The 21,582-nt window shown below is 74.6% G+C and carries 17 protein-coding genes and 1 tRNA gene; 12 read left to right on the top strand and 6 right to left on the bottom strand.

Features of this window, described 5'->3' with window-relative positions; genetic code table 11:
• Positions 1-6: 6 nt before the first annotated feature.
• The 9 genes from ACFXDE_RS15605 to ACFXDE_RS15565 all read left to right on the top strand — a co-directional run bounded on the left by ACFXDE_RS15605 (position 7) and on the right by ACFXDE_RS15565 (position 10,149).
• Positions 7-2,211: a DNA polymerase III subunit gamma and tau gene (locus ACFXDE_RS15605; RefSeq protein ID WP_380494479.1), complete on the top strand. Its 2,205-nt coding sequence runs from the start codon at positions 7-9 to the stop codon at positions 2,209-2,211.
• Positions 2,212-2,325: 114 nt separating this feature from the next.
• Positions 2,326-2,664: a YbaB/EbfC family nucleoid-associated protein gene (locus ACFXDE_RS15600; protein ID WP_359964018.1), complete on the top strand. Its 339-nt coding sequence runs from the start codon at positions 2,326-2,328 to the stop codon at positions 2,662-2,664.
• Between the two features lie 187 nt (positions 2,665-2,851).
• Positions 2,852-3,451 carry a recombination mediator RecR gene (gene recR, locus ACFXDE_RS15595; protein WP_380446057.1) on the top strand — a complete coding sequence of 200 codons (600 nt, stop codon included), beginning with the start codon at positions 2,852-2,854 and terminating at the stop codon, positions 3,449-3,451.
• Positions 3,444-4,193, top strand: coding sequence for a DUF5063 domain-containing protein (locus ACFXDE_RS15590; protein WP_380494476.1), 750 nt, complete (start codon positions 3,444-3,446; stop codon positions 4,191-4,193). Before recR ends, ACFXDE_RS15590 begins: the two co-directional genes overlap by 8 nt.
• A 350-nt stretch (positions 4,194-4,543) precedes the next feature.
• The gene (locus ACFXDE_RS15585) at positions 4,544-5,824 is read left to right on the top strand and encodes an aspartate kinase (protein WP_363654588.1); all 1,281 of its coding nucleotides are present in this window, start codon (positions 4,544-4,546) and stop codon (positions 5,822-5,824) included.
• A 28-nt stretch (positions 5,825-5,852) separates the two neighbouring features.
• Complete coding sequence (locus tag ACFXDE_RS15580; protein ID WP_380494474.1) at positions 5,853-6,923, top strand: aspartate-semialdehyde dehydrogenase; 1,071 nt, start codon at positions 5,853-5,855, stop codon at positions 6,921-6,923.
• A 406-nt stretch (positions 6,924-7,329) separates the two neighbouring features.
• A complete protein-coding gene (locus tag ACFXDE_RS15575; RefSeq protein WP_380494472.1) occupies positions 7,330-7,875 on the top strand; it encodes a SigE family RNA polymerase sigma factor in 546 nt (181 codons plus the stop codon).
• On the top strand, positions 7,868-9,250 hold the full coding sequence (locus ACFXDE_RS15570; protein WP_380494469.1) for a hypothetical protein: 1,383 nt from the start codon (positions 7,868-7,870) through the stop codon (positions 9,248-9,250). Before ACFXDE_RS15575 ends, ACFXDE_RS15570 begins: the two co-directional genes overlap by 8 nt.
• Positions 9,251-9,357: 107 nt before the next feature.
• On the top strand, positions 9,358-10,149 hold the full coding sequence (locus tag ACFXDE_RS15565; protein WP_380494466.1) for an SURF1 family protein: 792 nt from the start codon (positions 9,358-9,360) through the stop codon (positions 10,147-10,149).
• A gap of 10 nt (positions 10,150-10,159) precedes the next feature.
• Here the strand turns inward: ACFXDE_RS15565 and ACFXDE_RS15560 are convergent, their stop codons facing one another.
• The 3 genes from ACFXDE_RS15560 to ACFXDE_RS15550 all read right to left on the bottom strand — a co-directional run bounded on the left by ACFXDE_RS15560 (position 10,160) and on the right by ACFXDE_RS15550 (position 13,436).
• A complete protein-coding gene (locus tag ACFXDE_RS15560) occupies positions 10,160-10,381 on the bottom strand; it encodes a hypothetical protein (protein ID WP_380494464.1) in 222 nt (73 codons plus the stop codon).
• 505 nt (positions 10,382-10,886) lie between these two features.
• Entirely contained in the window at positions 10,887-12,734 is a 1,848-nt protein-coding gene (locus tag ACFXDE_RS15555) for a S9 family peptidase (protein ID WP_380494461.1), read from the bottom strand.
• A 324-nt stretch (positions 12,735-13,058) separates the two neighbouring features.
• On the bottom strand, positions 13,059-13,436 hold the full coding sequence (locus tag ACFXDE_RS15550; protein WP_380444133.1) for a nuclear transport factor 2 family protein: 378 nt from the start codon (positions 13,434-13,436) through the stop codon (positions 13,059-13,061).
• A 155-nt stretch (positions 13,437-13,591) separates the two neighbouring features.
• Here ACFXDE_RS15550 and ACFXDE_RS15545 point away from each other — a divergent pair, with 155 nt between their 5' ends.
• A complete protein-coding gene (locus ACFXDE_RS15545) occupies positions 13,592-16,303 on the top strand; it encodes an ATP-binding protein (protein ID WP_380494459.1) in 2,712 nt (903 codons plus the stop codon).
• A 189-nt stretch (positions 16,304-16,492) separates the two neighbouring features.
• Positions 16,493-18,922: a right-handed parallel beta-helix repeat-containing protein gene (locus ACFXDE_RS15540; RefSeq protein ID WP_380494457.1), complete on the top strand. Its 2,430-nt coding sequence runs from the start codon at positions 16,493-16,495 to the stop codon at positions 18,920-18,922.
• 149 nt (positions 18,923-19,071) lie between these two features.
• Here ACFXDE_RS15540 and ACFXDE_RS15535 read toward each other — a convergent pair.
• From ACFXDE_RS15535 to ACFXDE_RS15525, 3 genes are all read right to left on the bottom strand, one after another.
• Positions 19,072-19,145, bottom strand: a tRNA-Pro gene (locus ACFXDE_RS15535).
• A 99-nt stretch (positions 19,146-19,244) separates the two neighbouring features.
• Positions 19,245-20,189: a metallophosphoesterase gene (locus ACFXDE_RS15530; RefSeq protein WP_380494455.1), complete on the bottom strand. Its 945-nt coding sequence runs from the start codon at positions 20,187-20,189 to the stop codon at positions 19,245-19,247.
• Positions 20,190-20,320: 131 nt separating this feature from the next.
• On the bottom strand, positions 20,321-20,950 hold the full coding sequence (locus tag ACFXDE_RS15525) for a CGNR zinc finger domain-containing protein (protein ID WP_380494453.1): 630 nt from the start codon (positions 20,948-20,950) through the stop codon (positions 20,321-20,323).
• Between the two features lie 103 nt (positions 20,951-21,053).
• Here ACFXDE_RS15525 and ACFXDE_RS15520 point away from each other — a divergent pair, with 103 nt between their 5' ends.
• Positions 21,054-21,509 carry a GatB/YqeY domain-containing protein gene (locus ACFXDE_RS15520; RefSeq protein WP_380444187.1) on the top strand — a complete coding sequence of 152 codons (456 nt, stop codon included), beginning with the start codon at positions 21,054-21,056 and terminating at the stop codon, positions 21,507-21,509.
• Positions 21,510-21,582 lie beyond the last annotated feature (73 nt).

Here is a 21,582-nt window from a genome sequence, read left to right as displayed (position 1 = left end):
GGGGGTGTGTCCCTAGCCCTGTACCGCCGCTACCGCCCCGAGACCTTCGCGGAGGTCATCGGGCAGGAGCACGTGACCGCTCCGCTCCAGCAGGCCCTGCGCAACAACAGGGTCAACCACGCGTACCTGTTCAGCGGGCCGCGCGGCTGTGGGAAGACGACGAGCGCACGCATCCTGGCCCGCTGTCTGAACTGTGAGCAGGGGCCCACGCCGACGCCCTGCGGGGAGTGCCAGTCCTGCCGGGACCTCGCCACGGGCGGGCCCGGGTCGATCGACGTGATCGAGATCGACGCCGCGTCGCACGGTGGTGTGGACGACGCGCGCGAGCTGCGCGAGCGGGCGTTCTTCGCACCGGTGCACAGCCGGTACAAGATCTTCATCCTGGACGAGGCGCACATGGTGACCTCGGCCGGGTTCAACGCGCTGCTCAAGGTGGTGGAGGAGCCGCCGGAGCACCTCAAGTTCATCTTCGCGACCACCGAGCCGGAGAAGGTCATCGGGACGATCCGGTCCCGGACGCACCACTACCCGTTCCGGCTGGTCCCGCCCGGCACGCTGCGCGACTACCTGGCCGAGGTCTGCGGCCGGGAGGGCATCCAGGTCGAGGACGCGGTGTTCCCGCTCGTCGTCCGGGCCGGCGCCGGGTCCGTGCGCGACTCGATGTCGGTCATGGACCAGCTGCTGGCCGGCGCCACCGAGGGCGGCGTGACGTACCAGATGGCCACGGCGCTGCTCGGGTACACGGACTCGGCGCTGCTGGACGAGGTGGTGGACGCGTTCGCCGCGCAGGACGGCGCGACGGTGTTCCAGGTGATCGACCGGGTGGTCGAGGGCGGGCACGACCCGCGCCGGTTCGTCACGGACCTGCTGGAGCGACTGCGCGACCTCGTGATCCTCGCCACCGTGCCGGAGGCGGGTGAGAAGGGGCTGATCGACGCCCCGGCCGACCGCGTCGCCGTGATGCAGGCCCAGGCGGACGCCTTCGGGGCGGCCGAGCTCAGCCGGGCCGCCGACATCGTCAACACCGGGCTGACCGAGATGCGCGGCAACGCGGCCCCCCGGCTCCAGCTGGAGCTGATCTGCGCCCGCGTGATGCTGCCCGGCGCCTACAGCGACGAGCTGTCGCTCCAGGCACGGCTCGACAAGCTGGAGCGGCGGGCGGCGGCGGGCGGTTTCGCCGCGCCGATGGCGGTGCCGGGCACGGCCGCGCCCGTGATGGCGGCGCCCGTGATGGCCGCCCCCGCGGTGGCAGCACCGGTGGTGGCGCCGCCCGCAGCGGACGTCCCGGCTCCGGCTCCTGCACCTGTCCAGGCGGCCCCGGTCGCAGCCCCCGCCCCCGCCCCCGCAGCCCCTTCGGCGCCCGCAGCCCCCGCGCCGGGCGCGTGGCCGATCCCGCGCAGCTTCCCGCCCGCCGGCGGCGCCCCCGCAGCCCCGGCCCCCGCGCCGGCCCCGGCCGCGCCCGTGGCGGCGCAGCCCGAGCCCCAGGCGGCCCCGCCCGCCCCGATGCCCGCGCCCGCACCCGTCGCGCAGCCGCCGGCCGCCGCGCAGCCGTCCGGCGCTGCCCAGCAGGGCGCCGCGCAGGTCCGGCAGCTGTGGCCGCAGATCCTGGAGGCGGTGAAGAACCGCCGCCGCTTCACCTGGATCCTGCTCAGCCAGAACGGCCAGGTGGCCGGTTTCGACGGCAGCGTGCTCCAGGTGTCGTTCGTCAACGCGGGCGCCCGCGACAGCTTCGTCGGCAGCAACAGCGACGACGTCCTGCGCCAGGCGCTCGGCGACGCGCTGGGCGTGGACTGGCGGATCGAGTGCATCGTCGACCCGTCCGGCGGAGCGGGCGGGGGAGCCGGTGGCGGCACCGGTGGCGGCTTCGGCGGCGGGGCCCCCGCCCCGGGCGCCACCACCAGCGGCTGGGGCGCCCCGGCGCGTCCGGCCGCGGCCGCGCCCCCGGTGCAGCCCGCCGCCCCGGCGCCGGCGCCCGTCCGGCCGCAGCCCCAGGCGCAGGCCCAGGTTCCGGCCCCGGCGCCGGTCCGGGCGGCGCCCGTCCACAGCCCGCCGCCCGCCGCCGGGCCCCCGGCGCCGCACGTGGCCCCGGAGGACGACATCCCGGAGGAGGACGACCCGGACCTCAACGAGGAGGCCTTCTCCGGCCAGGACCTGATCATCCGCGAACTGGGTGCCACGGTCCTGGAGGAGATCCACCACCGCGGCAACTGAGCAGCACGTAGGCTCGGCGGAGACGACGACGGGTGACGAGCGAGGACCACGCCGTGGACGACGGCGGACGAGCCGCGCGAGCCCGTGCACAGGTGCGACAGCAAGGAGTGAGCCGTGTTCCCCGGTGGAGGCCAGCCCAACATGCAGCAGCTGCTGAAGCAGGCGCAGAAGATGCAGCAGGACCTCGCCAAGGCGCAGCAGGAGCTGGCCGAGGCGAAGGTGAACGGTTCGGCCGGCGGCGGTCTGGTCGAGGCCACGGTGACGGGTGCCGGTGAGCTGGTGGCGCTGACCATCGCCCCGGCGGCCGTCGACCCGGAGGACACCGAGACCCTGGCCGACCTGGTCCTGGCGGCGGTCCGGGACGCGAACCAGGCCGCGCAGAAGATGCAGGCCGAGCGCATGGGCCCGCTGACCCAGGGCCTGGGCGGCGGCATGCCCGGTCTGCCGTTCTAGGCGGTACCGGGCGGGCTCCGGACCGGCCGGTCACTGTGGGAGTCCGGCCGATAGGTCCGTGTGATTTATGTGGGAGTCGGGCGTCGGGCGGTGTGTCCGGCGCCCGATTCGTTGGATGATGGCACCGGAGCACCACCGACCGACCACCGGCCGGAGCACCACCGACCACCCGAGGGAAGGCGCGACGTTGTACGAGGGCGTGGTTCAGGACCTGATCGACGAACTGGGCAGGCTGCCCGGCGTCGGGCCCAAGAGCGCGCAGCGGATCGCCTTCCACGTCCTGCAGGCCGACCCGGTGGACGTCCGCCGCCTCGCGCACGCGCTGCTGGAGGTCAAGGACAAGGTCCGCTTCTGCGCGGTCTGCGGGAACGTCGCGGAGGCCGAGCAGTGCCGGGTCTGCCTGGACCCGCGCCGCGATTTGGCCGTCATCTGCGTGGTGGAGGAGCCCAAGGACGTCGTCGCCATCGAGCGCACCCGCGAGTTCCGCGGCCGCTACCACGTGCTGGGCGGCGCGATCAGCCCCATCGAGGGCGTCGGCCCGGACGACCTGCGGATCCGCGAGCTGCTGTCGCGCCTCGCGGACGGCACGGTCACCGAGCTGATCCTGGCCACCGACCCCAACCTGGAGGGGGAGGCGACCGCCACCTACCTGGCCCGGCTGTGCAAGCCGATGGGCCTGAAGGTGACCCGTCTGGCGAGCGGTCTGCCCGTCGGCGGGGATCTGGAGTACGCGGACGAGGTCACCCTCGGCCGCGCCTTCGAAGGGAGACGACTGCTCGATGTCTGACCGGACGATCAACCAGCAGCCCCACGCCCCCCACCAGCCGTCCCACGGCGAGGCGCACGGGCAGCCGCACGGCGACCCGCACGGGGACCGGCGGAACCACACCCCGCACACCCACGGACACGGTTCGGAGCCGGACGACTTCGCGGTGCAGATCGCGGATTCGGTGGAGAGCTTCGTGCTCGCCGTCACCGAGGTCGCCAAGGGCGACGAGCCGGGCAGTGCCGTCTCCCTGCTCCTCCTGGAGGTCTCGCAGCTGCTGCTGGCCGGCGGCCGGCTGGGCGCGATCGAGGACGTCGTCCCGGACGACCGCTTCGAGCCGGACGCGGGGCCGGAGCCGGACGGCGAGCTGCTGCGCGAGCGGCTGGCGGCGCTGCTCGCGCCGATCGACGTCTACCACGAGGTCTTCGACCCGTACGGTCCGCCGGAGAAGCCGAACGCGTTCCGGATCTCGGACGACCTGGCCGGCGTGGTCGGCGAGCTCCAGCACGGGCTGACGCACTACCGCGAGGGCCGGGTCAGCGAGGCGCTGTGGTGGTGGCAGTTCTCCTACCTCTCGAACTGGGGCACGACCTGCTCGGCGGTGCTGCGGGCGCTGCAGTCGCTGATCGCCCACGTCCGGCTGGACAGCCCGATCGGTGCGGTGCCGGACGGCGCCGACACGGACGACGACGGGCTCACCGACGAGCAGCTGGAGCAGCAGGCCGGCGACCTCATGGTGGCCGAGCTCGGCCTCGGGCGCTAGGAGCAGCGCTGGCAGCGGCGCCAGGAGCGGCTCCGGGGCGGCAGGTGGGGCCGGGGTCGGCATCGGCCCCGCGAGTGTGACGAAGGCCTCACCGCCCGGCCCCGGAAAGAAATCCGGCCGTGCCGCCGTCCGTTCGTCCGCCGAATCTTCGGGGCCGCGCCGGATGGCCCGCAGACCTGCCGGTGCCCGCCCCGCACCGCTGCCCACGTGCTGAAACGTGCGTCTCATCATATGGATGGCACCGGTCGCGGCACCCCTGCTCGGTAGACTGGCGCGGACCGCAGATCCCCCTTCCCCGGGGGTGCGGGGGCCCACCCGCCCCCGGAAACGACACAAGTCGAGGAGCGCACGTGGGCCTTGTCGTGCAGAAGTACGGCGGCTCATCCGTTGCGGATGCCGAGGGCATCAAGCGCGTGGCCCGTCGAATCGTTGACGCCAAGAAGGCCGGCCATGAGGTCGTCGTCGTGGTGTCCGCGATGGGCGACACGACGGACGAGCTCATCGAACTCGCGGAGCAGGTGTCACCTCTCCCCGCCGGCCGCGAGTTCGACATGCTGCTGACCGCTGGAGAGCGCATCTCCATGGCCCTGCTGGCCATGGCGATCAAATCCCTGGGGCACGAGGCCCAGTCCTTCACGGGCAGCCAGGCCGGTGTCATCACGGACTCCGTCCACAACAAGGCGCGCATCATCGACGTGACGCCGGGTCGCATCCGCACCGCCCTCGACGAGGGCAACATCGCGATCGTGGCCGGCTTCCAGGGCGTTTCGCAGTCCAGCAAGGACATCACCACGCTGGGCCGGGGCGGTTCGGACACCACCGCGGTCGCGCTCGCCGCCGCGCTCAAGGCCGAGGTCTGCGAGATCTACACCGACGTGGACGGCGTGTTCACCGCCGACCCGCGCGTCGTGAAGAAGGCCCGCAAGATCGACTGGATCGCGTACGAGGACATGCTGGAGCTGGCCTCGTCCGGTTCCAAGGTGCTGCTCGACCGCTGCGTGGAGTACGCCCGGCGCTACAACATCCCGATTCACGTACGCTCGTCCTTCTCGGGTCTCCCCGGGACGATCGTCAGCAACGACAACCCGAACAAGCCCGAAGGGGGCGAGATGGAGCAGGCCATCATCTCCGGAGTCGCCCACGACACTTCCGAGGCCAAGGTCACGGTCGTCGGCGTGCCCGACAAGCCAGGCGAGGCCGCGCGCATCTTCCGCGCCATCGCGGACGCCGAGGTCAACATCGACATGGTGGTGCAGAACGTCTCCGCCGCGTCGACCGGGCTGACCGACATCTCCTTCACCCTGCCCAAGACCGAGGGCCAGAAGGCCATCGACGCGCTCGGCCGGGTCAAGGAGGGCATCGGCTTCGAGTCGCTGCGCTACGACGACGCGATCGGCAAGATCTCCCTGGTCGGCGCGGGCATGCGCTCCAACCCGGGCGTCACCGCGACGTTCTTCGAGGCGCTGTCCGCCGCCGGCGTCAACATCGAGCTGATCTCCACCTCGGAGATCCGCATCTCGGTCGTGACCCGCGCCGACGACGTGCCGGAGGCCGTCCGCGCCGTGCACAGCGCCTTCGGGCTGGACAGCGACACGGACGAGGCCGTCGTCTACGGAGGCACCGGGCGATGAGCCGGGAGCCGAGCGGGAGCACCGGGCGATGACCCGGCGGCCGAACCTCGCCGTTGTCGGCGCCACCGGCGCGGTCGGCGAGGTGCTGCTCGGCCTGCTCTCGCTCCGTCAGGACGTCTGGGGCGAGGTGCGACTCGTCGCCTCCCCGCGCTCGGCCGGCCGCAAGCCGGTCGTGCGCGGGGAGTCCGTCGAGGTCGTCGCGCTGACGGAGGAGGCCTTCGACGGGATCGACGTGGCGGTGTTCGCCGTGCCCGACGAGGTATCCGCCCGCTGGGCGCCGATCGCCGCCGCCAAGGGCGTCGTCGTGGTCGACGACTCCGCCGCGTTCCGCACCGCCGACGAGGTCCCGCTGGTCGTCCCCGAGGTGAACGCCGCCGCGCTGCGGATCCGCCCGCGCGGCATCGTCGCCAGCCCCGCCAGCACCACCCTCGCGATGATCGCGGCCATCGGGGCGCTGCACGCCGAGTACGGGCTCGTCGAACTCGTCGTCGCCTCCTACCAGGCCGCCTCCGGCGAGGGCCGCGACGGCGAGGCCGCCCTGCGCGAGCAGACCGCGCTCGTCGGCGGTCTCGACGCCGGCCGCCAGGAGATCGGCCGGCAGACCGGCGACCTGCGCGCGGTGATCGCCGACCACGGGCCGTTCGCCGCGCCGCTCGCGTTCAACGCGGTGCCCTGGACGGGCAGTCTGCGGGACGGCGGCTGGTCCTCCGAGGAGGTCGGGATCCGCGACGAGTCGCGCAAGATCCTCAACCTGCCCGCCCTGCGGGTCTCCGCGACCTGCGTGCGCATCCCCGTCGTCCGGACCCACGCGCTCGCCGTCCACGCGCTGTTCGAGCGGGAGGTGACGCAGGAGCACGCGCAGGAGATCCTCCGCGGGGCGCCCGGCGTCGTCCTCTACGACGACCCGGCGGCGGGGGAGTTCCCGACGCCGAACGACGTGGTCGGGACGGACCCGGTGTGGGTCGGACGGGTGCGCCGCGCGCTCGACCAGCCGGCCGCGCTGGACCTCTTCCTGTGCGGCGACAACCTGCGCAAGGGGGCGGCGCTCAACCTGCTCCAGATCGCCGAGCTCGTCGCGGGCGAGCTCCTGCCCGCGTAGCCGACCTGCGTGGTCGGCCCGCGTTGCCGACCTGCGTGGCCGACCTGCGTGGTCGACCCGGCCGGTACGACCCTCTGGGGGCGATTGCGGCCCCAGGAGCGGACGTCCTGACGGCCGGTCCGGCCCGATCCGTGTGCCCGATCCGTGTGTCCGATGTGAGGCGGGACCGTCCGATATGGGATCGTCCTCCCCACAATCTGTCCGGAAACCCTCTCGAATTCCCTGGAGGCCACTTCCGCGGATGCGGAAGAATGTCCCCCGGGCTGGGCAACCATGACAGGGGATCGAGTGTCCAACGGGCGTGGCGAACGTGATGGTGGGGGCAGGGGCGGGCATCTCGGCGAGTGCCGCGGTGACCTTCCCGCCGCGCGCCCATTGGCCTGCGAGTAGGCCGGAAGAAAGCCAGATGACCGCGGTCGCACCCGGTACGGCGGACTCCGGCGCCGGTGCCGCCGCCGGTACCAGCGAGGACCTGCTCACCGAGACCTACCAGGCCCACTACCGCTCCCTGCTGCGGCTCGCCGCGCTGCTCCTCGACGACCTCTCGACCTGCGAGGACGTCGTCCAGGAGGCGTTCATCCGGGTGCACGCCGCCCGGCGCCGGGTGCGCGAGCCCGAGAAGACCCTGGCCTACCTGCGGCAGACGGTCGTCAACCTGTCCCGCTCCACGCTGCGCCGCCGGATCCTCGGCCTGCGGCTGCTGCCGAAACCGATGCCTGACATGGCCAGTGCAGAAGAAGGCGCCTACGATGCGCTGGAGCGTGACCAGTTGAAAGCCGCGCTCCGAGGCCTGCAACGCCGTCAGCGGGAGGTTCTGGTGCTGCGTTACTTCGTGGACATGACGGAGGCGCAGGTCGCCGAGACCCTGGGCATCTCGCTCGGATCGGTGAAGGCGTACGGCTCGCGCGGACTCGCCGCCCTGCGCACGCAGATGGAGGCCGGCCATGGGTGACGGCGCGGGAAAGGCCCACGGCGGGGGGCTCACTCCGGATCCCGCGGCGGACGTCGCGTCGGACCCCACCCCCGGTCTCCCGACGGACCCGACCGCGGACCTCACCGCCGGTCTCCCGACGGACCCGACCGCGGACCTCACGACCGATCTCTCGACGGACCCGACCGCGGACCTCACGACCGATCTCTCGACGGACCCGACCGCGGACCTCACCGCCGATCTCTCGACGGACCCGACCGCGGACCTCACGACCGACGAACTGGCCGTTCGTGACCTGATGCACCGGGCGGTCGCCGGCATCCAGCCCGGCCCCGGCGGCCTGCCCCGCATCCGCACCGCCGTGCCCCGCCGCCGGGCCGCCCGCCGCGGCGCCCTGACCGGGGCCCTCGCGCTGGCCGCCGCCGTCGCGATCGCCCTGCCCGCCCTGCACACCGCCGACCACCTCGGCCTCTCCGGCGGCCCCGGCTCGCCGCACGCCGACGGCCCCGCCACCGGCGTCCCCGCCGGGACGACGGCCGACGGCTCCGGCCCGTTCGGCGCGTCCCCGCACCCCGGCCCGGCCCCCGGCACCGTCGGACAGCCGTCCGGCACTGCGAGCAGTTCGCCCAGCCCCGGTGCGAGCAGCACCCGCGCCGACGCCGGGACGACCGCCCCCGCCGCGGCCACCAGCAGCGGCGACGGCCCGATCGTCCCGCTCTGCACCCGCGGCGACCTCGGCCAGGGCTCGGGCCAGGCCGGGCCCGCCGACGCCGCCGGGCGGATCTACGGGTGGTTCGCCGTGACCAACGTCTCCGGGCACGCCTGCCGGCTCGGCGGGCCGGGCGCGGTCTCCGTGACGGGGGTCACCGGGACGGACCGCAGCCGGATCCGGGTGACCGACCACACCGCGGGCGACCCGGCCACCGGCCTGCCGCCCGCCGACACGGACCCGCCGCTGCTCGCCCCGCAGGCCGGCTACCGGGTGCCGTTCGCCTGGATCCCCGACCCGGTCTGCCCGACGACCGGCCAGGGCGGCGCCACGGCGGCGCCGACCGGCGCGACCGGTCCCGGCCCGATCTCGCTCACCACCCAGGCGCCCGCGGCCTCCGGCGCCCCCGTGTCCGGCGCGTCGGCCGCGCCCTCGTCGAACCCGCAGGCGAGCCCGTCGCCCAGCACGGGCCCGACCACCGCGCCCACTCCCACGGGCAGCCCGACCCCGAACCCGACCGTCTCCAACCCGCCGTCCGCCACCATCGCGCACACCCCGGCACCGGGCAGCCCGTCGGCCGCCGCCGTCCTCCTGCCGGGGGCGTGCGCGGGGACGGTGTACCGCGGCGGCCTGCAGGCGGTGGGCGGGCCGGCGTCGCAGCCGTCGGGGACGCCGTCGGCCGGGTAGCCGAAGACCGGGAGCGGGGCCGGGAGCGGTCCGGCGCCCGGTGTCCCGCAGCGGTGTCGGGCCCCCTGTGGTCGGACGGCGTGTGAAGAGTGGTTACCGTGGGGGGTGTGTACCGGTTCCTCCTCACTCCGCGCTGGCTCGGCGGCACCGTGCTGGCCCTGGCGGCCATCGCGGTGTGCCTCTGGCTGGGCTCCTGGCAGCTCGGCCGGTTCGAGGACCGGTTCTCCTCGCACAAGGCGGCCGGCCAGGCGCTCGCCGCCACGAGCGAGACCAGGCCGATCGACGCCCTGCTGACCCCGGCCAGCCCGCAGGTCACCACGGACACCGTCGGCAAGCCCGTCACGGTGAGCGGCAGTTACGACAGCGCGCACCAACTCCTCGTGCCCAACCGCACGGTGGACGGCAAGCAGGGCTACTACGTGCTCACCCCGCTCCGCACCGCCGACGGCCACGCCGTCGCCGTCGTGCGCGGCTGGGCCCCCGGGACGCCCTCCGACGCGTCGTCCGCGGCGGCACCGCCGCCCGGCGGGGAGGTGACCGTCACCGGCCGGCTCCAGGCCGGCGAGGCGATCGGCAGCAACGGCGCCGTCGCGGGCGGTCTGCCGGCCGGCCAGCTCGGCACGATCAACCGGGCGGCGCTGCTCAACGTGCTGTCGTACGACGGCTGGTACGACGGCTGGGTCGCCGCCGACACCGCCCCGGCCGGGCTGACCGAGGTGCCGACGGTCCAGCCGCAGGGCGGCGACGGGCTGACGCTCCGCGCGTTCCAGAACCTGGGCTACACCCTGGAGTGGTTCGTCTTCGCGGGCTTCGTGGTCTTCATGTGGTACCGCCTGCTGCGCCGTGAGGCGGAGGCCGAGCAGGACCGGGCCCTCGGACTGGACCCGGTCCTCGACTGACGGTTCCGCCTCAGGCGGCCGTCAGCGCGACGGCTTGCCCGCCGCGGTGGGTGTCGCTGTGGGCGGCGCTGTGGGCGGCGTGGTGGGCGGCGCGACCGGTCGCGACGGCGCCGCCGGGGGCGCGGGAGGCAGCAGGGAGGGCGCCTCGGACGGGGTCGCCCACGGGGTCGCCCGCGGGGCGAAGGTCGACGTGCCGGACGGTGCCGGGGCCGGCGTCGGGCCGTTGTGGCACCGGCTGTGAGTGCCGTACACGGCCTCCGACTCGTGGTGGTCGATGTGGTGGTGCACCGACCGACCGCCCTTGGGGGCCTTGGGCCCCTTCGAGCCGCTCGACCCGCTCGCACCGCCGGATCCGCCGCCGGACCCCTTGGACCCGCTCCCGGCGGAGCCCTTCGACCCGTTGCCCGACGTCGTCGGATAGGCCGCCTGCACCACCGCGGCCCCGACGTGCGCGCTCGCCGGGGTGGCCCCGGCGGTGGCCGAGGCCTTGGGTGTTCCCGTAACGACCTTTGTGCCCGTAACGGCAGGTGCGCCCGTAACGGCACGTGTGCCCGTAACGACCGGAGTGGCCGTGGCGACCGGTGTGGTCGTCGCGATCGGCGTGGCCGTCGCGGTGACCGAGGGCCCGGTCGGCCCTCCGGGGGGCGGGCAGCCCGCGTGGTCGCGGTGCCCGCCGGAGCAGCCGGTGAGCACGAGCGCACCGGCCACCCCCACCCCCGCCAGCGTCAGCCGACGCCTCACACCGACCCCCCGCCCAGGTGGCGCCGGACGAAGTCGATCTCCAGCCGCAGCTGCCTGATCCGCTCCTCCACCACGAGCGACCCGTGCCCGGCGTCGTACCGGTAGACCTCGTGCGGCTTGCCGAGCTCCGCCAGCCGCTCGACGTAGTTCTCGATCTGCCGGATCGGGCAGCGCGGGTCGTTGACCCCGGCGCTGATGTAGACCGGCACCCGCACCCGCTCGACGTACGTGAGCGGCGAGGACGCGGTGAAGCGCTCCGGGACCTCCTCCGGCGTGCCGCCGAAGAGCGTGCGGTCGAGCGACTTGAGCGCCTCCATCTCGTCGGCGTACGCGGTGTGGTAGTCCGCGACCGGCACGGCGGCGACGCCGAGCGCCCAGAGTTCCGGCTGCACGCCGATGCCGAGCAGGGTCAGGTACCCGCCCCAGCTGCCGCCGGTGAGCACCAGCCGCCCCGGGTCGGCGAGACCGCTGGTGACCGCCCACTCCCGGACGGCCGCGATGTCCTCCAGCTCGATCAGGCCGACGCGCTCGCGCAGGGCGTCCGTCCAGGCCTGGCCGTAGCCGGTGGAGCCGCGGTAGTTGACCCGGACCACCGCGAAGCCGTGGTCGAGCCAGGCCGCCGGGCCGGCGGCGAAGGAGTCGCTGTCGTGGTGCGTCGGGCCGCCGTGGATCTCGAACACGGTCGGGAACGGGCCCTCGCCGGCCCCGGCGGGCCGCTGCACGAGTGCGTGGACGCGCCCGCCGGGGCCGTCCACCCACACGTCCTCGACCGGGATCGAGCCGGGCGGCACCGGGCCGGGCGCCCGCAGGACGACCGTCCCCGTGGTGGAGCGGACGGCGGACGGCTCGGCGGCGGAGGACCAGAGGTACTCGACGGTGCCGTCCGGGCGGGCGGTGGCGCCGCCGACGGTGCCGCGCGGCGTGTCGAGGCGGGTCAGCCGGCCGTCGGCGAGCGCGTACGAGAACAGCTCGCTGCGGGCCTCGTACTCGTGCTCGACGAGCAGCGCCTCGGCGCCGGGCCGCCACTGCGCGGAGACGTCGCCGGGCAGTTCGCGGCCCTGCTCGTCGCGCAGCGGGAGGGCGGTCTCGGCGCCGGTGGCGACGTCCCAGATCATCGGCTCCCAGCGGCCGGTGCGCTGGTGGGCGACGAGCAGCCGGGTGTCGCCCTCGACCGGGGCGAAGCCGAGGCAGGCGACGCCGCGCGGCTCGTCCCGGCCGGTCACCTCGTCGAGCTCGGCGACGGTCTCGACGTCCGCGCCCCCGGCGCCGCCGGGGAGCAGGCGCACGACCCGGATCGCCGAGTGCATCGCGTCGCCGTGCTCGGTGTGGTCGATCGCGAGCAGGGTGCCGTCGTGGCTGAGGTCGCCGACGCCGCCGTACTCCTCGTGCCGGTAGATCTCGACGGCCTCGGCGGCGCCGGGGCGGCGCAGGTGCAGGGTGGTGCCGTCCTCGTCGGTCGAGCGGCCGACGACCACGGTGCCGTCGCGGCCGAGGGCCAGGCCGGCCGAGTAGGAGGGCTCCAGGCCGGGCACGGCCGCCTCGTCGGGGCCGCCGGCGAACGGCTGGCGGCGCCAGACGCCGAACTCGTCGCCGTCGTGGTCGTCGAACCACCACACCGAACCGCCGTCGGGGGACAGCTCGGCGTCGGTGGTGCCGTTCGGGCGGTCGGTGACCCGACGGTGGGTGCCGGTGGCGCGGTCCCAGGCGTAGACCTCGTAGGTGCCGGTCGCGTTGGACACGTACAGCGCCCGGTCGGGGGCGTCCTCGGCCCAGTCCGGCAGGGACACCCGGGCCGCGCGGAACCGCTGCTCCCACGCCGGGACGGCGCTCTTATCCTCGCTCATCCGACCATCCAACCCGATCGGGGGGACGAAGCGGAACGGGCGGGTGGGTTTCGGACCCTCCGGGGGGTGGCGCGCCCCCGCCGGGGGCGTGCGCGGGGCCGGTCCTCGTTCCGACGCCCGGTTCCGTGCGCTCCGGCTCTCGTGCTCACGCCTTCGGTGCCGACGCCCGGTTCCGTGCTCACACCTTCGGTGCCGACGCCCGGTTCCGTACTCACGCCTTCGGTGCCGACGCCCGGTTCCGTACTCACGCCTTTCGCACTGACGCCCGGTTCCGTGTCCCCCACGTCGCGCGGGGGACACGGAACCGGCAGCCGCCACGGCGGCTCAGGCGCCCGGGACGCGGTCCAGGAAGCCGGCCACCGAGGCGATCCGCCCGTCCGGACCGGCCGTCAGCACGTCGAAGCCGATCACGATCGGCTCGGCGCCGGCCGGGCCGAGGTTCCAGGTGAACCGGGCGATGTCGTGGTGCGCGTCCACCGGCCCGAGGGTGAACTCCAGCCCCGGGAACTGGGCCTGGGCGGCGCCGATCAGCGCGTCGATCGAGTCCCGGCCGGTCACCGCGGCCAGCGGGTCGGTGTAGCGGCCGTCCTCGGCCCACACCTCGTCGATCAGCTTGCGGCGGGCGGCCGGGTCGGTCTCGTTCCAGACCGCGAGGTAGCGCTCGGCGAGCTGCTGCAGGGCGGCGGTGGTGATCTCGGTCATCGTCTTCTCCCGTGTCCCGGTGGGGTGTTGGGCGGGTCGTTCCCGCTGCTCACAAAGGTAGGGACGGGCGGGCGCGGGCGAATCCGTCACGTATGGGTAAGGGGGTGCGTGCGTTCGCCGGTCACCGTCCGGCGGGGGTGGGTAGGGTCGGAGCCATGCTGTACGGGAGGGAACGCGAGCAGGCCGTCGTGGACGGGCTGTTGGACGGGGCGCGGGAGGGCCGCAGCGGCGTGCTGCTGCTGGCCGGGGAGGCCGGGATCGGCAAGACCGCCCTGCTGGACCACGCGGTCGCGGCGGCCGGGGACGGCTTCCGGGTGATCCGGGCGGCCGGTGTCGAGCACGAGGCCGAACTGCCCTACGCCGGGCTGAGCCTGCTGCTCGCGCCCGGCCTCGACCGGCTGTCCGCCCTGCCCGGACCGCAACGCCTCGCGCTGGAGACGGTGTTCGGCCTCACCGCCGCTCCGGGCTCCACCGGCCGCCTGCTCACCGGGCTCGCCACGCTCGGGCTGCTCGCCGAACTCGCCGCCGACCGGCCGCTGCTGTGCGTCGTCGACGACGTCCAGTGGCTGGACCGCGCCTCCTGGGACGCCCTGCTGCTCGCCGCCCGCCGCCTCCAGGCCGAAGGCGTCGCGCTCCTGCTCGCCGCCCGGTCGGACGGCAGCACCGCGGAGGCCCGACTCGGCCTGCCCGAAGTGACGCTGGCGCCACTCCCCGAGGACGACGCCACCCGGCTGCTCACCCACCGCGCCGGCCCCGACCTGCCCGCCCCCGTCCGCCGCCGGCTGCTCGCCGAGGCCGCCGGAAACCCCCTCGCCCTCACCGAACTCCCCGTCACCGGACCGGAGACGGCCGCACCGGGCAGCCTCCCGCTCACCAGCCGGCTGCTCATCGCCTTCCACGGCCAGGTCACCGGCCTGCCCGCCGCCACCCAGACGCTGCTCCTCGTCGCGGCCGTCGAGGAGAGCGGCGAACTCGACGTCGTCCTGCCCGCCGCCGAGACCCTCGGCGCCTGCGCCGAACACCTCGCCCCCGCCGAGGAGTCGGGCCTGGTGACGGTCGCCCCCGACCGCCGGCTCGCGTTCCGCCACCCGCTCCTGCGCGCCGCCGTCCTCCAACGCGCGCCGCACCTCCAGCGCCTGGCCGCGCACCGGGCCGTCGGCGCGGCACTGCCCGACGGCGACCGCCGCACCTGGCACCTCGCCCTCGCCGCCACCGCCCCCGACGCCGACCTCGCCGACGCGCTCGAACGCACCGCCGTCCGCGCCGGGACCCGCGGCGCCCACGGCGGCGCCGCCGCGGCCTACGAACGCGCCGCCCGGCTCACCCCCGACCGCGACGCCGCCACCCGCCGCCTCGTCCTCGCCGCCGAAGCCGCCACCGAGGAAGGCCGGCTGGAGCACGCGGAGGCACTCGCCGACCAGGCGGCCGCCCGCACCGACAGCGTCCTCGCGCACGCGCTGCTCGACCACGTCCGGGCCACCGCGCACTTCTGGCGCGGCTCCTACCCGACCGCCCACCGCCTGCTGCTCGACGCCGCCGGCACCGCCGTCGAACCGCCGCACGCCGCCCGGATGCTGCTCCAGGCCTTCCACGCCGCCTGGTACGCGGGCGAGGAGCCGGTGGCCGCCGTCCTCGACCGCCTCGCCGCCCTCCCGCTCGCCGACGACGACCCGCTCACCCCGCTCGCCCGCCACCTGACGGCCGCCGTCCTCCCGGCCCTCGGCCGGCCCGCCGGGCCGCTGCCCACCGCCCGCGCCACCGCCGACGCCGCCCGCGCGGCCGGCGCCGACACCCCGGCCGACCTCGTCCAGCTGTGCGGCGCCACCCTCGTCCTCGGCCGGGACGACGAGACCGCCGAACTCGCCGCCGAACTCGTCGCCGAAGCCCGCGCCAAGGGCGCCGTCGGCGTGCTGCCCACACTGGGGTTCTTCCTCGCCGAGGCCGAACTCTTCCACGGCCGCCACCGCGACGCCGAGGTCACCGCGACCGAGGCCCTCGACCTCGCCCGCGACACCGGCCAGCACCAGTGGGTCAGCCAACTCGCCGCCCTGCTCGCCTACCTGGCCGCCCTCGCCGGCACCACCGACACCTGCACCCGCCTCGCCGCCCAAGCCCTCGCCACCACCGGACCGCAGACCGCCGCCCCCGCCTCCGGCGAACCCTGGGCCCACTGGGCGCTCGCCCTCGACGACCTCGGCCACGGCCGGGCCGGCGACGCCGCCGACCGCCTGCACACCCTCACCACCGGCCGCTACCGGCACCACGTCAGCGCCACCCGCGCCGTCCCCGACCTCGTCGAGGCCGCCGTCCGCCTCGGCACCCCCGACCGCGCCGCCGAGCCGTACGAACGCTTCGCCCGCTGGAGCGCCGCCGCCGGCCGTCCCTGGACCGAGGCCCTGCGCCTGCGCTGCCAGGCCCTCCTCGGCCCCGACGAACTCGCCGAATCGGCCTACCGCGCCGCCCTCGACCTGCACGAGGGCACCCACCGTCCCTTCGAACAGGCCCGCACCGCCCTCCTCTACGGCGAGTGGCTGCGCCGCGCCCGCCGCCGCACCGACGCCCGCCCCCACCTGCGCGCCGCCCTCGAAACCTTCGAACGCCTCGCCGCCCACCCCTGGGCCGCCCGCGCCCGCACCGAACTCACCGCCACCGGCACCACCGCCCCCACCCCGACGGCCCCCGACTCCCCCCTGGCGGCCCTCACCCCGCAGGAACTCCAGATAGCCCGCCTGGCAGCCCGCGGCCTCACCAACCGCGACATCGCCGCCCAACTCTTCCTGAGTCCCCGCACGGTCGGCCACCACCTCTACAAGGCCTACCCCAAACTGGGCATCACCTCCCGAACCGCCCTCGCCGACCTGCTCTGACCCCCCGCCCGACACGGTTCGGACCGCCCTGCCGCGCTCAGGGGGGAATCCCGATGGAACGCTCGGCCGAGCAGGGTGGATACTGCTCTGCGCGCCGGTCTGTGATCACTTCCGCGCGGTCCCGGACCGGGACCCCGCCGGCGCTGTTTCGCGTTACCCGAAAGTCCTGGAACGCCCTGGGGGATGGACATGTCCATAAGACGTCACATCGGCATCGCCGCGGCTCTGGTGAGCTCCGCGATCGCCGGAACCACGCTGTCGGTGGGCGCCGCACACGCCGACGCGACCACGCTCTACGTGAACAACAGCCCGACCGCGCACTGCTCGGACGCCGGCACGGGCGCCCAGGCCCAGCCGTACTGCACCGTGCAGGCCGCCGCCGACGCCGCCCAGCCCGGCCAGACCGTCCAGATCGCCGAGGGCGCCGGCACCTACGCCGAGCAGGTCACCGTCACCCACTCGGGCACCCCCGGCCACCCGATCACCTTCCAGGGCCTGCCGGACACCGACAAGCTCCCCACCGCCCAGGTCGGCGTCGTCGGGGGGCACGGCTTCTCGCTCTCCAAGGTCCACGACGTCACCATCCAGGGCCTGGCGTTCAACACCGCCCAGGAGGCCGTGCTCGTCGCCGACTCGGACCGGATCGTCGTCGACGGGAACACGCTGCTCGGAGCCGGCTCGGCCAAGGCCGCGGGCATCCGCCTCACCGGCGCCACCACGGCGAGCACCGTCAGCCGCAACCGCATCGGCGCCAGCGGCGGCGCGGGCATCGCCGTCGACCCGGGCGTCACCGGCACGGTCGTCACCACCAACGCCCTGACCAGCAACATCGGCGGCGGCATCGTCGTCACCGACGCCCCCGGCACCGTCGTGACGAGCAACACCGTCGCGGAGAACTGCGGCACCGGCGTCTCGCTGGCCGGCGCGTCGAGCGGCGCGGTGATCGAGAACAACATCATCACCGCCACCGGCCCGACGACCATCCGCTGCCCCCAGGCCGGCCCGGTCGAGTTCGTCGTCTCGGCCGGCTCGGTCACCGGCACCAAGGCCGACTACAACGTCGTCCACCCCGGCACCGGTGTCAACGCGGGCAGCCAGGCCTACTCCTGGGCCGGCACCGTCTACACCTCGCCCGCCGCCTTCACCGCGGCCACCGGCCAGGGCGCGCACGACGTCGACACCGACCCGGGCTTCAACCTCGGCGGCAACTCCAACGACGACGTCACCCCGCAGCGCGACACCAACGCGCTGGACTCCGCCGACGCCGGCGCACCCGGCGAGCTGACCACCGACCTGCTGGGCAACCAGCGCGTCGACGACCCGCTGGTCGACAACACCGGCACCGGCACGGCGACGTACTACGACCGCGGCGCCATCGAGCGCCAGAACCCGTTCGCGGTCGGCCTCAGCTGGGACTGGAACAACCGGATCCCGGCCGGGCACCCGCTGGACAAGGCGTTCCTCGGCACCGTCTACTCGCCGTGGTCCAAGGCCACCGCGACGATCGACTTCGGCGACGGGACCGGCCCCCAGCCCTTCACCCCCTCGCAGGTGGTCCACACCTACCCCGGCCCCGGCACCTACCGCGCCGTGCTCAGCGCGACCGACGGCCTCGGCAACACCAAGAGCTCCACCACCAACATCACCGTCGACCCGGTCGGCCCGCTGTCCGCGCCGTCGATCTCGGCGGTCCAGAACAGCAACTACGGCCCGACGCACGTCGAGCTCTACGCCACCGTCACGAGCCCCTGGCCACTGGTCAGCACCACCGTCGACTTCGGGGACGGCAGCGGCACGGTCGTGCGCAACGGGAGCGCCAACGGTATTCCGCACGAGTACCCCCACGTCGGGACCTACACCGCCACCGCCACCTTCGTCGACGACCACGGACGCTCGCTGACCTACTCGCAGCAGGTCCGGGTCGATGGTTGGACCCGCTCGGGCACCCCGGTGACGGGCCGTTGGGACGGCCGCGCGAGCACCCACGTGGGCGTCTTCTACAGCGGCATGTGGTCGCTGGCCACCACCAACGACAACAGCGGCCGGGTCAACACCGTGTACTTCGGCCAGTCCGGCGACGTCCCGGTGACCGGCTCCTGGGACGGTGGGCACGACCAGCTCGGCATCTACCGCGACGGCGTCTTCGCGCTGCGCCACGACGACACCAGCGTCACCACGGTGTCCTTCGGCGCGCCGGGTGACGTTCCGGTCCCCGCGCTCTGGGACGGCAACGGCCACGCCCAGCTGGCCGTCTACCGGCCCAGCACCAACACCTTCGCGGTCCGCCACGACGACGGCAGCGTCAGCACGGCGACCCTCGGCCAGCAGGGCGACCTCCCGATCGTCGGCGACTGGGACGGCGTCGGCCACGCCCAGCTCGGCATCGCCCGCCCCGACCGGCAGTGGGGCGGCACCAACACCTTCGCCCTGCGCCACGACGACGGCACCATCACCACCGCCACCTACGGCGCGGTGGGCGACTTCCCGGTGACCGGCGACTGGCAGGGCCGCGGCCGCACCACCTTCGGCATCTACCGCCCGCAGGCGGCGACCTTCAGCCTGAGCAACGCCTACGCGGGTGTCTCCGACTCGGTGTTCGCCATCATCACCACGTTCTGACCCGCGATACCCCCCGAGTACACACGCAGGCCCGGTCTCCCCTCAGGGACACCGGGCCTGCGCCGTTCCACCCGGGCGGACCTGAGCCGCCGTCACGCGGAAACGCCAGAGGGCCTACCGGATTTCTCCGATAGGCCCTCTGGACTGGGTCGGGGTGGCGGGATTTGAACCCACGGCCTCTTCGTCCCGAACGAAGCGCGCTACCAAGCTGCGCCACACCCCGGTCCTTCTGTTTGTCGCTCCGTCTCCTTCGCGACGAGTAGAACTCTACCGGACGCTCGCCGAGACACGAAATCCGATTCCCGGCGGGCGTCCGGGCGGGTCAGCGGGCGGCCGGGGTGAGGGTGAGGAGGGTGGCCTCGGGGGGGCAGGCGAAGCGGACGGGGGTGTAGCGGTTGGTGCCGCAGCCGGCGGAGACGTGGAGGTAGGAGCGGCGGCCGCCGGCGGTGTGGGTGGAGAGGCCCTTGACCCGCTTGGCGTCGAGGTCGCAGTTGGTGACCAGGGCGCCGTAGAAGGGGATGCAGAGCTGGCCGCCGTGGGTGTGGCCGGCGAGGATCAGCGGGTAGCGGTCGGCCGTGAAGGCGTCCAGGACGCGCAGGTAGGGCGCGTGGACGACGGCGAGGGAGAGGTCGGCGTCGGCGGACGGGCCGCCCGTGACCTCGCTGTAGCGGTCGCGGCGGATGTGCGGGTCGTCGAGGCCGGTGAACTCGAGGTCGAGGCCGCCGAGGGTGAGGCGGCCGCGGGTGTTGGTCAGGTCGAGCCAGCCGGCCGCGTCGAAGCCGTCGCGGAGCTTCTCCCAGGGGTTGTGGACGGCGCCGACGATGCCGCGGTTGCCGGTGCCGTCGGGGTTGTTCATGCCGTGGATGCCGCTGCGCAGCGCCTGGAGGTAGCGGGCCGGGTTCTTGCGGGCCGGGCCGTAGTAGTCGTTGGAGCCGAAGACGTACACGCCGGGGAACTCCATCAGCGGCCCGAGCGCGTCGAGGGTGGCGGGGACGCCGAGCGGGTCGGAGAGGTTGTCGCCGGTGTTCACGACGAGGTCGGGGCGCAGGCCCGCGAGGCTCTTCAGCCACCGCTGCTTCTTGCCCTGGCCGCTCACCATGTGGATGTCGGAGACCTGCAGTACCCGGAGGGGGCGGGCGCCCCGGGGCAGGACGGGGACCTCGACCCGGCGCAGCCGGAAGGAACGGACCTCGTACCCGGCGGAGTAGGCGAGGCAGGCGGCGCCGGTGGCGGCGATTCCGAGGGGGACGGAGTACAGCGGTCGCATCGTTCCATGCTCTCAGACGGCGGATCAGCTGGTGAACGTCCGTCCGCCCGGATGGGATGCGGGTAGGGGGGGCGGATGGGGAAGGGGGTGGGAGGCGGACGGGGAAGCGGGCCGGGGCGCGGGCACTCCGGCTACTCCGGCTGCTCCGGTTCCCGCCGGGCCCGCAGCGCCCGGACCTTGTTGCGGTTGCCGCAGCGTTCCATGGAGCACCAGCGCCGCCGCCCCGGCCGGGAGGTGTCGACGAAGATCAGGTAGCAGTTGTGCGCGCCGCACTCGCGGATGCGGTCCGCGTGCGGGCCCGTGAGCAGGGCTATCGCGTCCCGGGCGACGGTGGAGGCCAGCTGGTCGCCGTCGGCGGGCAGGGGGGCCGCCGCGGTGCCGTCGGGGGTGATCCTGGGGACGAGCGGGGGGTGTTCGGCGGCTCGGTTGAGGACGGCGTAGTCGGCGGCGGCGCCGCGCTCGCCTCGGGCCCTGGCCGCGGTGAGCCGCCAGAGGGTGTCGCGCAGGGTGCGGGCGGCGGTGAGCTGGGCGTCGGTGATCCGGACGGCGTCCGCGGGCAGGCGCAGCCGCGAGGCGGGCAGCCAGGCGGCGAGGTCGTCGGGTCGGTGCAGGACCTCCCAGCGGGCGTGGCTGCCGGGGCCGCCGGTGGTGAGCAGTTCGAGGCAGAGCGCGCCGGGGTCGAAGTGGAAGCCGGTGCCGCTCGGTGCGGTCAGCAGCAGCCCGGGGACGACGGTCGGCCGGGCCTCGGCACCTTCGGTCATGTAACCACTCTAATGGGTTACCGGACTGGTCTGCAGGGCCTGTCCGTGGCCCGTGACCGTTAATGCCGGGCACCCGAACGCCGCAGGTGGGAGACTCGGGGCCATGACGACGCTCAAGGCGCAGCTGCAGGAGGACCTCACGGCTGCCATCAAGGACCGGGACGAGCTGCGCTCGTCCACCATCCGGCTCACGCTCTCCGCGGTCACCGCGGAGGAGGTGGCGGGCAAGACGAAGCGCGAGCTGTCCGACGCCGAGGTGCTCAAGGTGGTCACCCGCGAGGCGAAGAAGCGCCGCGAGGCCGCCGAGGCGTTCGACGCCGCGGGCCGGACCGACCAGGCCGCCCGGGAGCGGCAGGAGGGCGAACTGCTCGCCTCCTACCTGCCCAAGCAGCTCTCGGACGACGAGCTCACCGCCATCGTGGCCGCCGCGGTCGCGGAGAGCGGGGCCACCGGTCCGCAGGGCATGGGTGCCGTGATGAAGCTGGTGCGCCCGAAGGTGGACGGTCTGGCCGAGGGCGGCCGCGTCGCCGCCGCGGTGAAGGCCGCGCTGGCCGGCTGAGCCCCGGTCCGGGCACCGCGGCAGGAGCCGCGCAGCAACGAACGCGGAGGGCGCCCCCCGAGTGATCTCGGGA

The sequence above is a fragment of the Kitasatospora sp. NPDC059408 genome, from assembly GCF_042751525.1.
In the GTDB taxonomy this organism is placed as follows: Bacteria; Actinomycetota; Actinomycetes; order Streptomycetales; family Streptomycetaceae; genus Kitasatospora.
The sequence above is the reverse complement of the archived record's forward strand: the minus strand, read 5'-3'. Positions and strand labels throughout refer to the sequence as shown.

Bases quoted from the DNA above. Each gene is read 5' to 3' on its own strand.
- ACFXDE_RS15520 (WP_380444187.1), top strand. From the start codon at position 21,054: ATGACGACGCTCAAGGCGCAGCTGCAGGAGGACCTCACGGCTGCCATC.
- ACFXDE_RS15555 (WP_380494461.1), bottom strand. From the start codon at position 12,734: ATGAGCGAGGATAAGAGCGCCGTCCCGGCGTGGGAGCAGCGGTTCCGC.
- ACFXDE_RS15590 (WP_380494476.1), top strand. From the start codon at position 3,444: ATGTCTGACCGGACGATCAACCAGCAGCCCCACGCCCCCCACCAGCCG.
- ACFXDE_RS15540 (WP_380494457.1), top strand. From the start codon at position 16,493: ATGTCCATAAGACGTCACATCGGCATCGCCGCGGCTCTGGTGAGCTCC.
- ACFXDE_RS15525 (WP_380494453.1), bottom strand. From the start codon at position 20,950: ATGACCGAAGGTGCCGAGGCCCGGCCGACCGTCGTCCCCGGGCTGCTG.
- ACFXDE_RS15580 (WP_380494474.1), top strand. From the start codon at position 5,853: ATGACCCGGCGGCCGAACCTCGCCGTTGTCGGCGCCACCGGCGCGGTC.
- ACFXDE_RS15550 (WP_380444133.1), bottom strand. From the start codon at position 13,436: ATGACCGAGATCACCACCGCCGCCCTGCAGCAGCTCGCCGAGCGCTAC.
- ACFXDE_RS15530 (WP_380494455.1), bottom strand. From the start codon at position 20,189: ATGCGACCGCTGTACTCCGTCCCCCTCGGAATCGCCGCCACCGGCGCC.
- ACFXDE_RS15570 (WP_380494469.1), top strand. From the start codon at position 7,868: ATGGGTGACGGCGCGGGAAAGGCCCACGGCGGGGGGCTCACTCCGGAT.
- ACFXDE_RS15545 (WP_380494459.1), top strand. From the start codon at position 13,592: ATGCTGTACGGGAGGGAACGCGAGCAGGCCGTCGTGGACGGGCTGTTG.
- ACFXDE_RS15575 (WP_380494472.1), top strand. From the start codon at position 7,330: ATGACCGCGGTCGCACCCGGTACGGCGGACTCCGGCGCCGGTGCCGCC.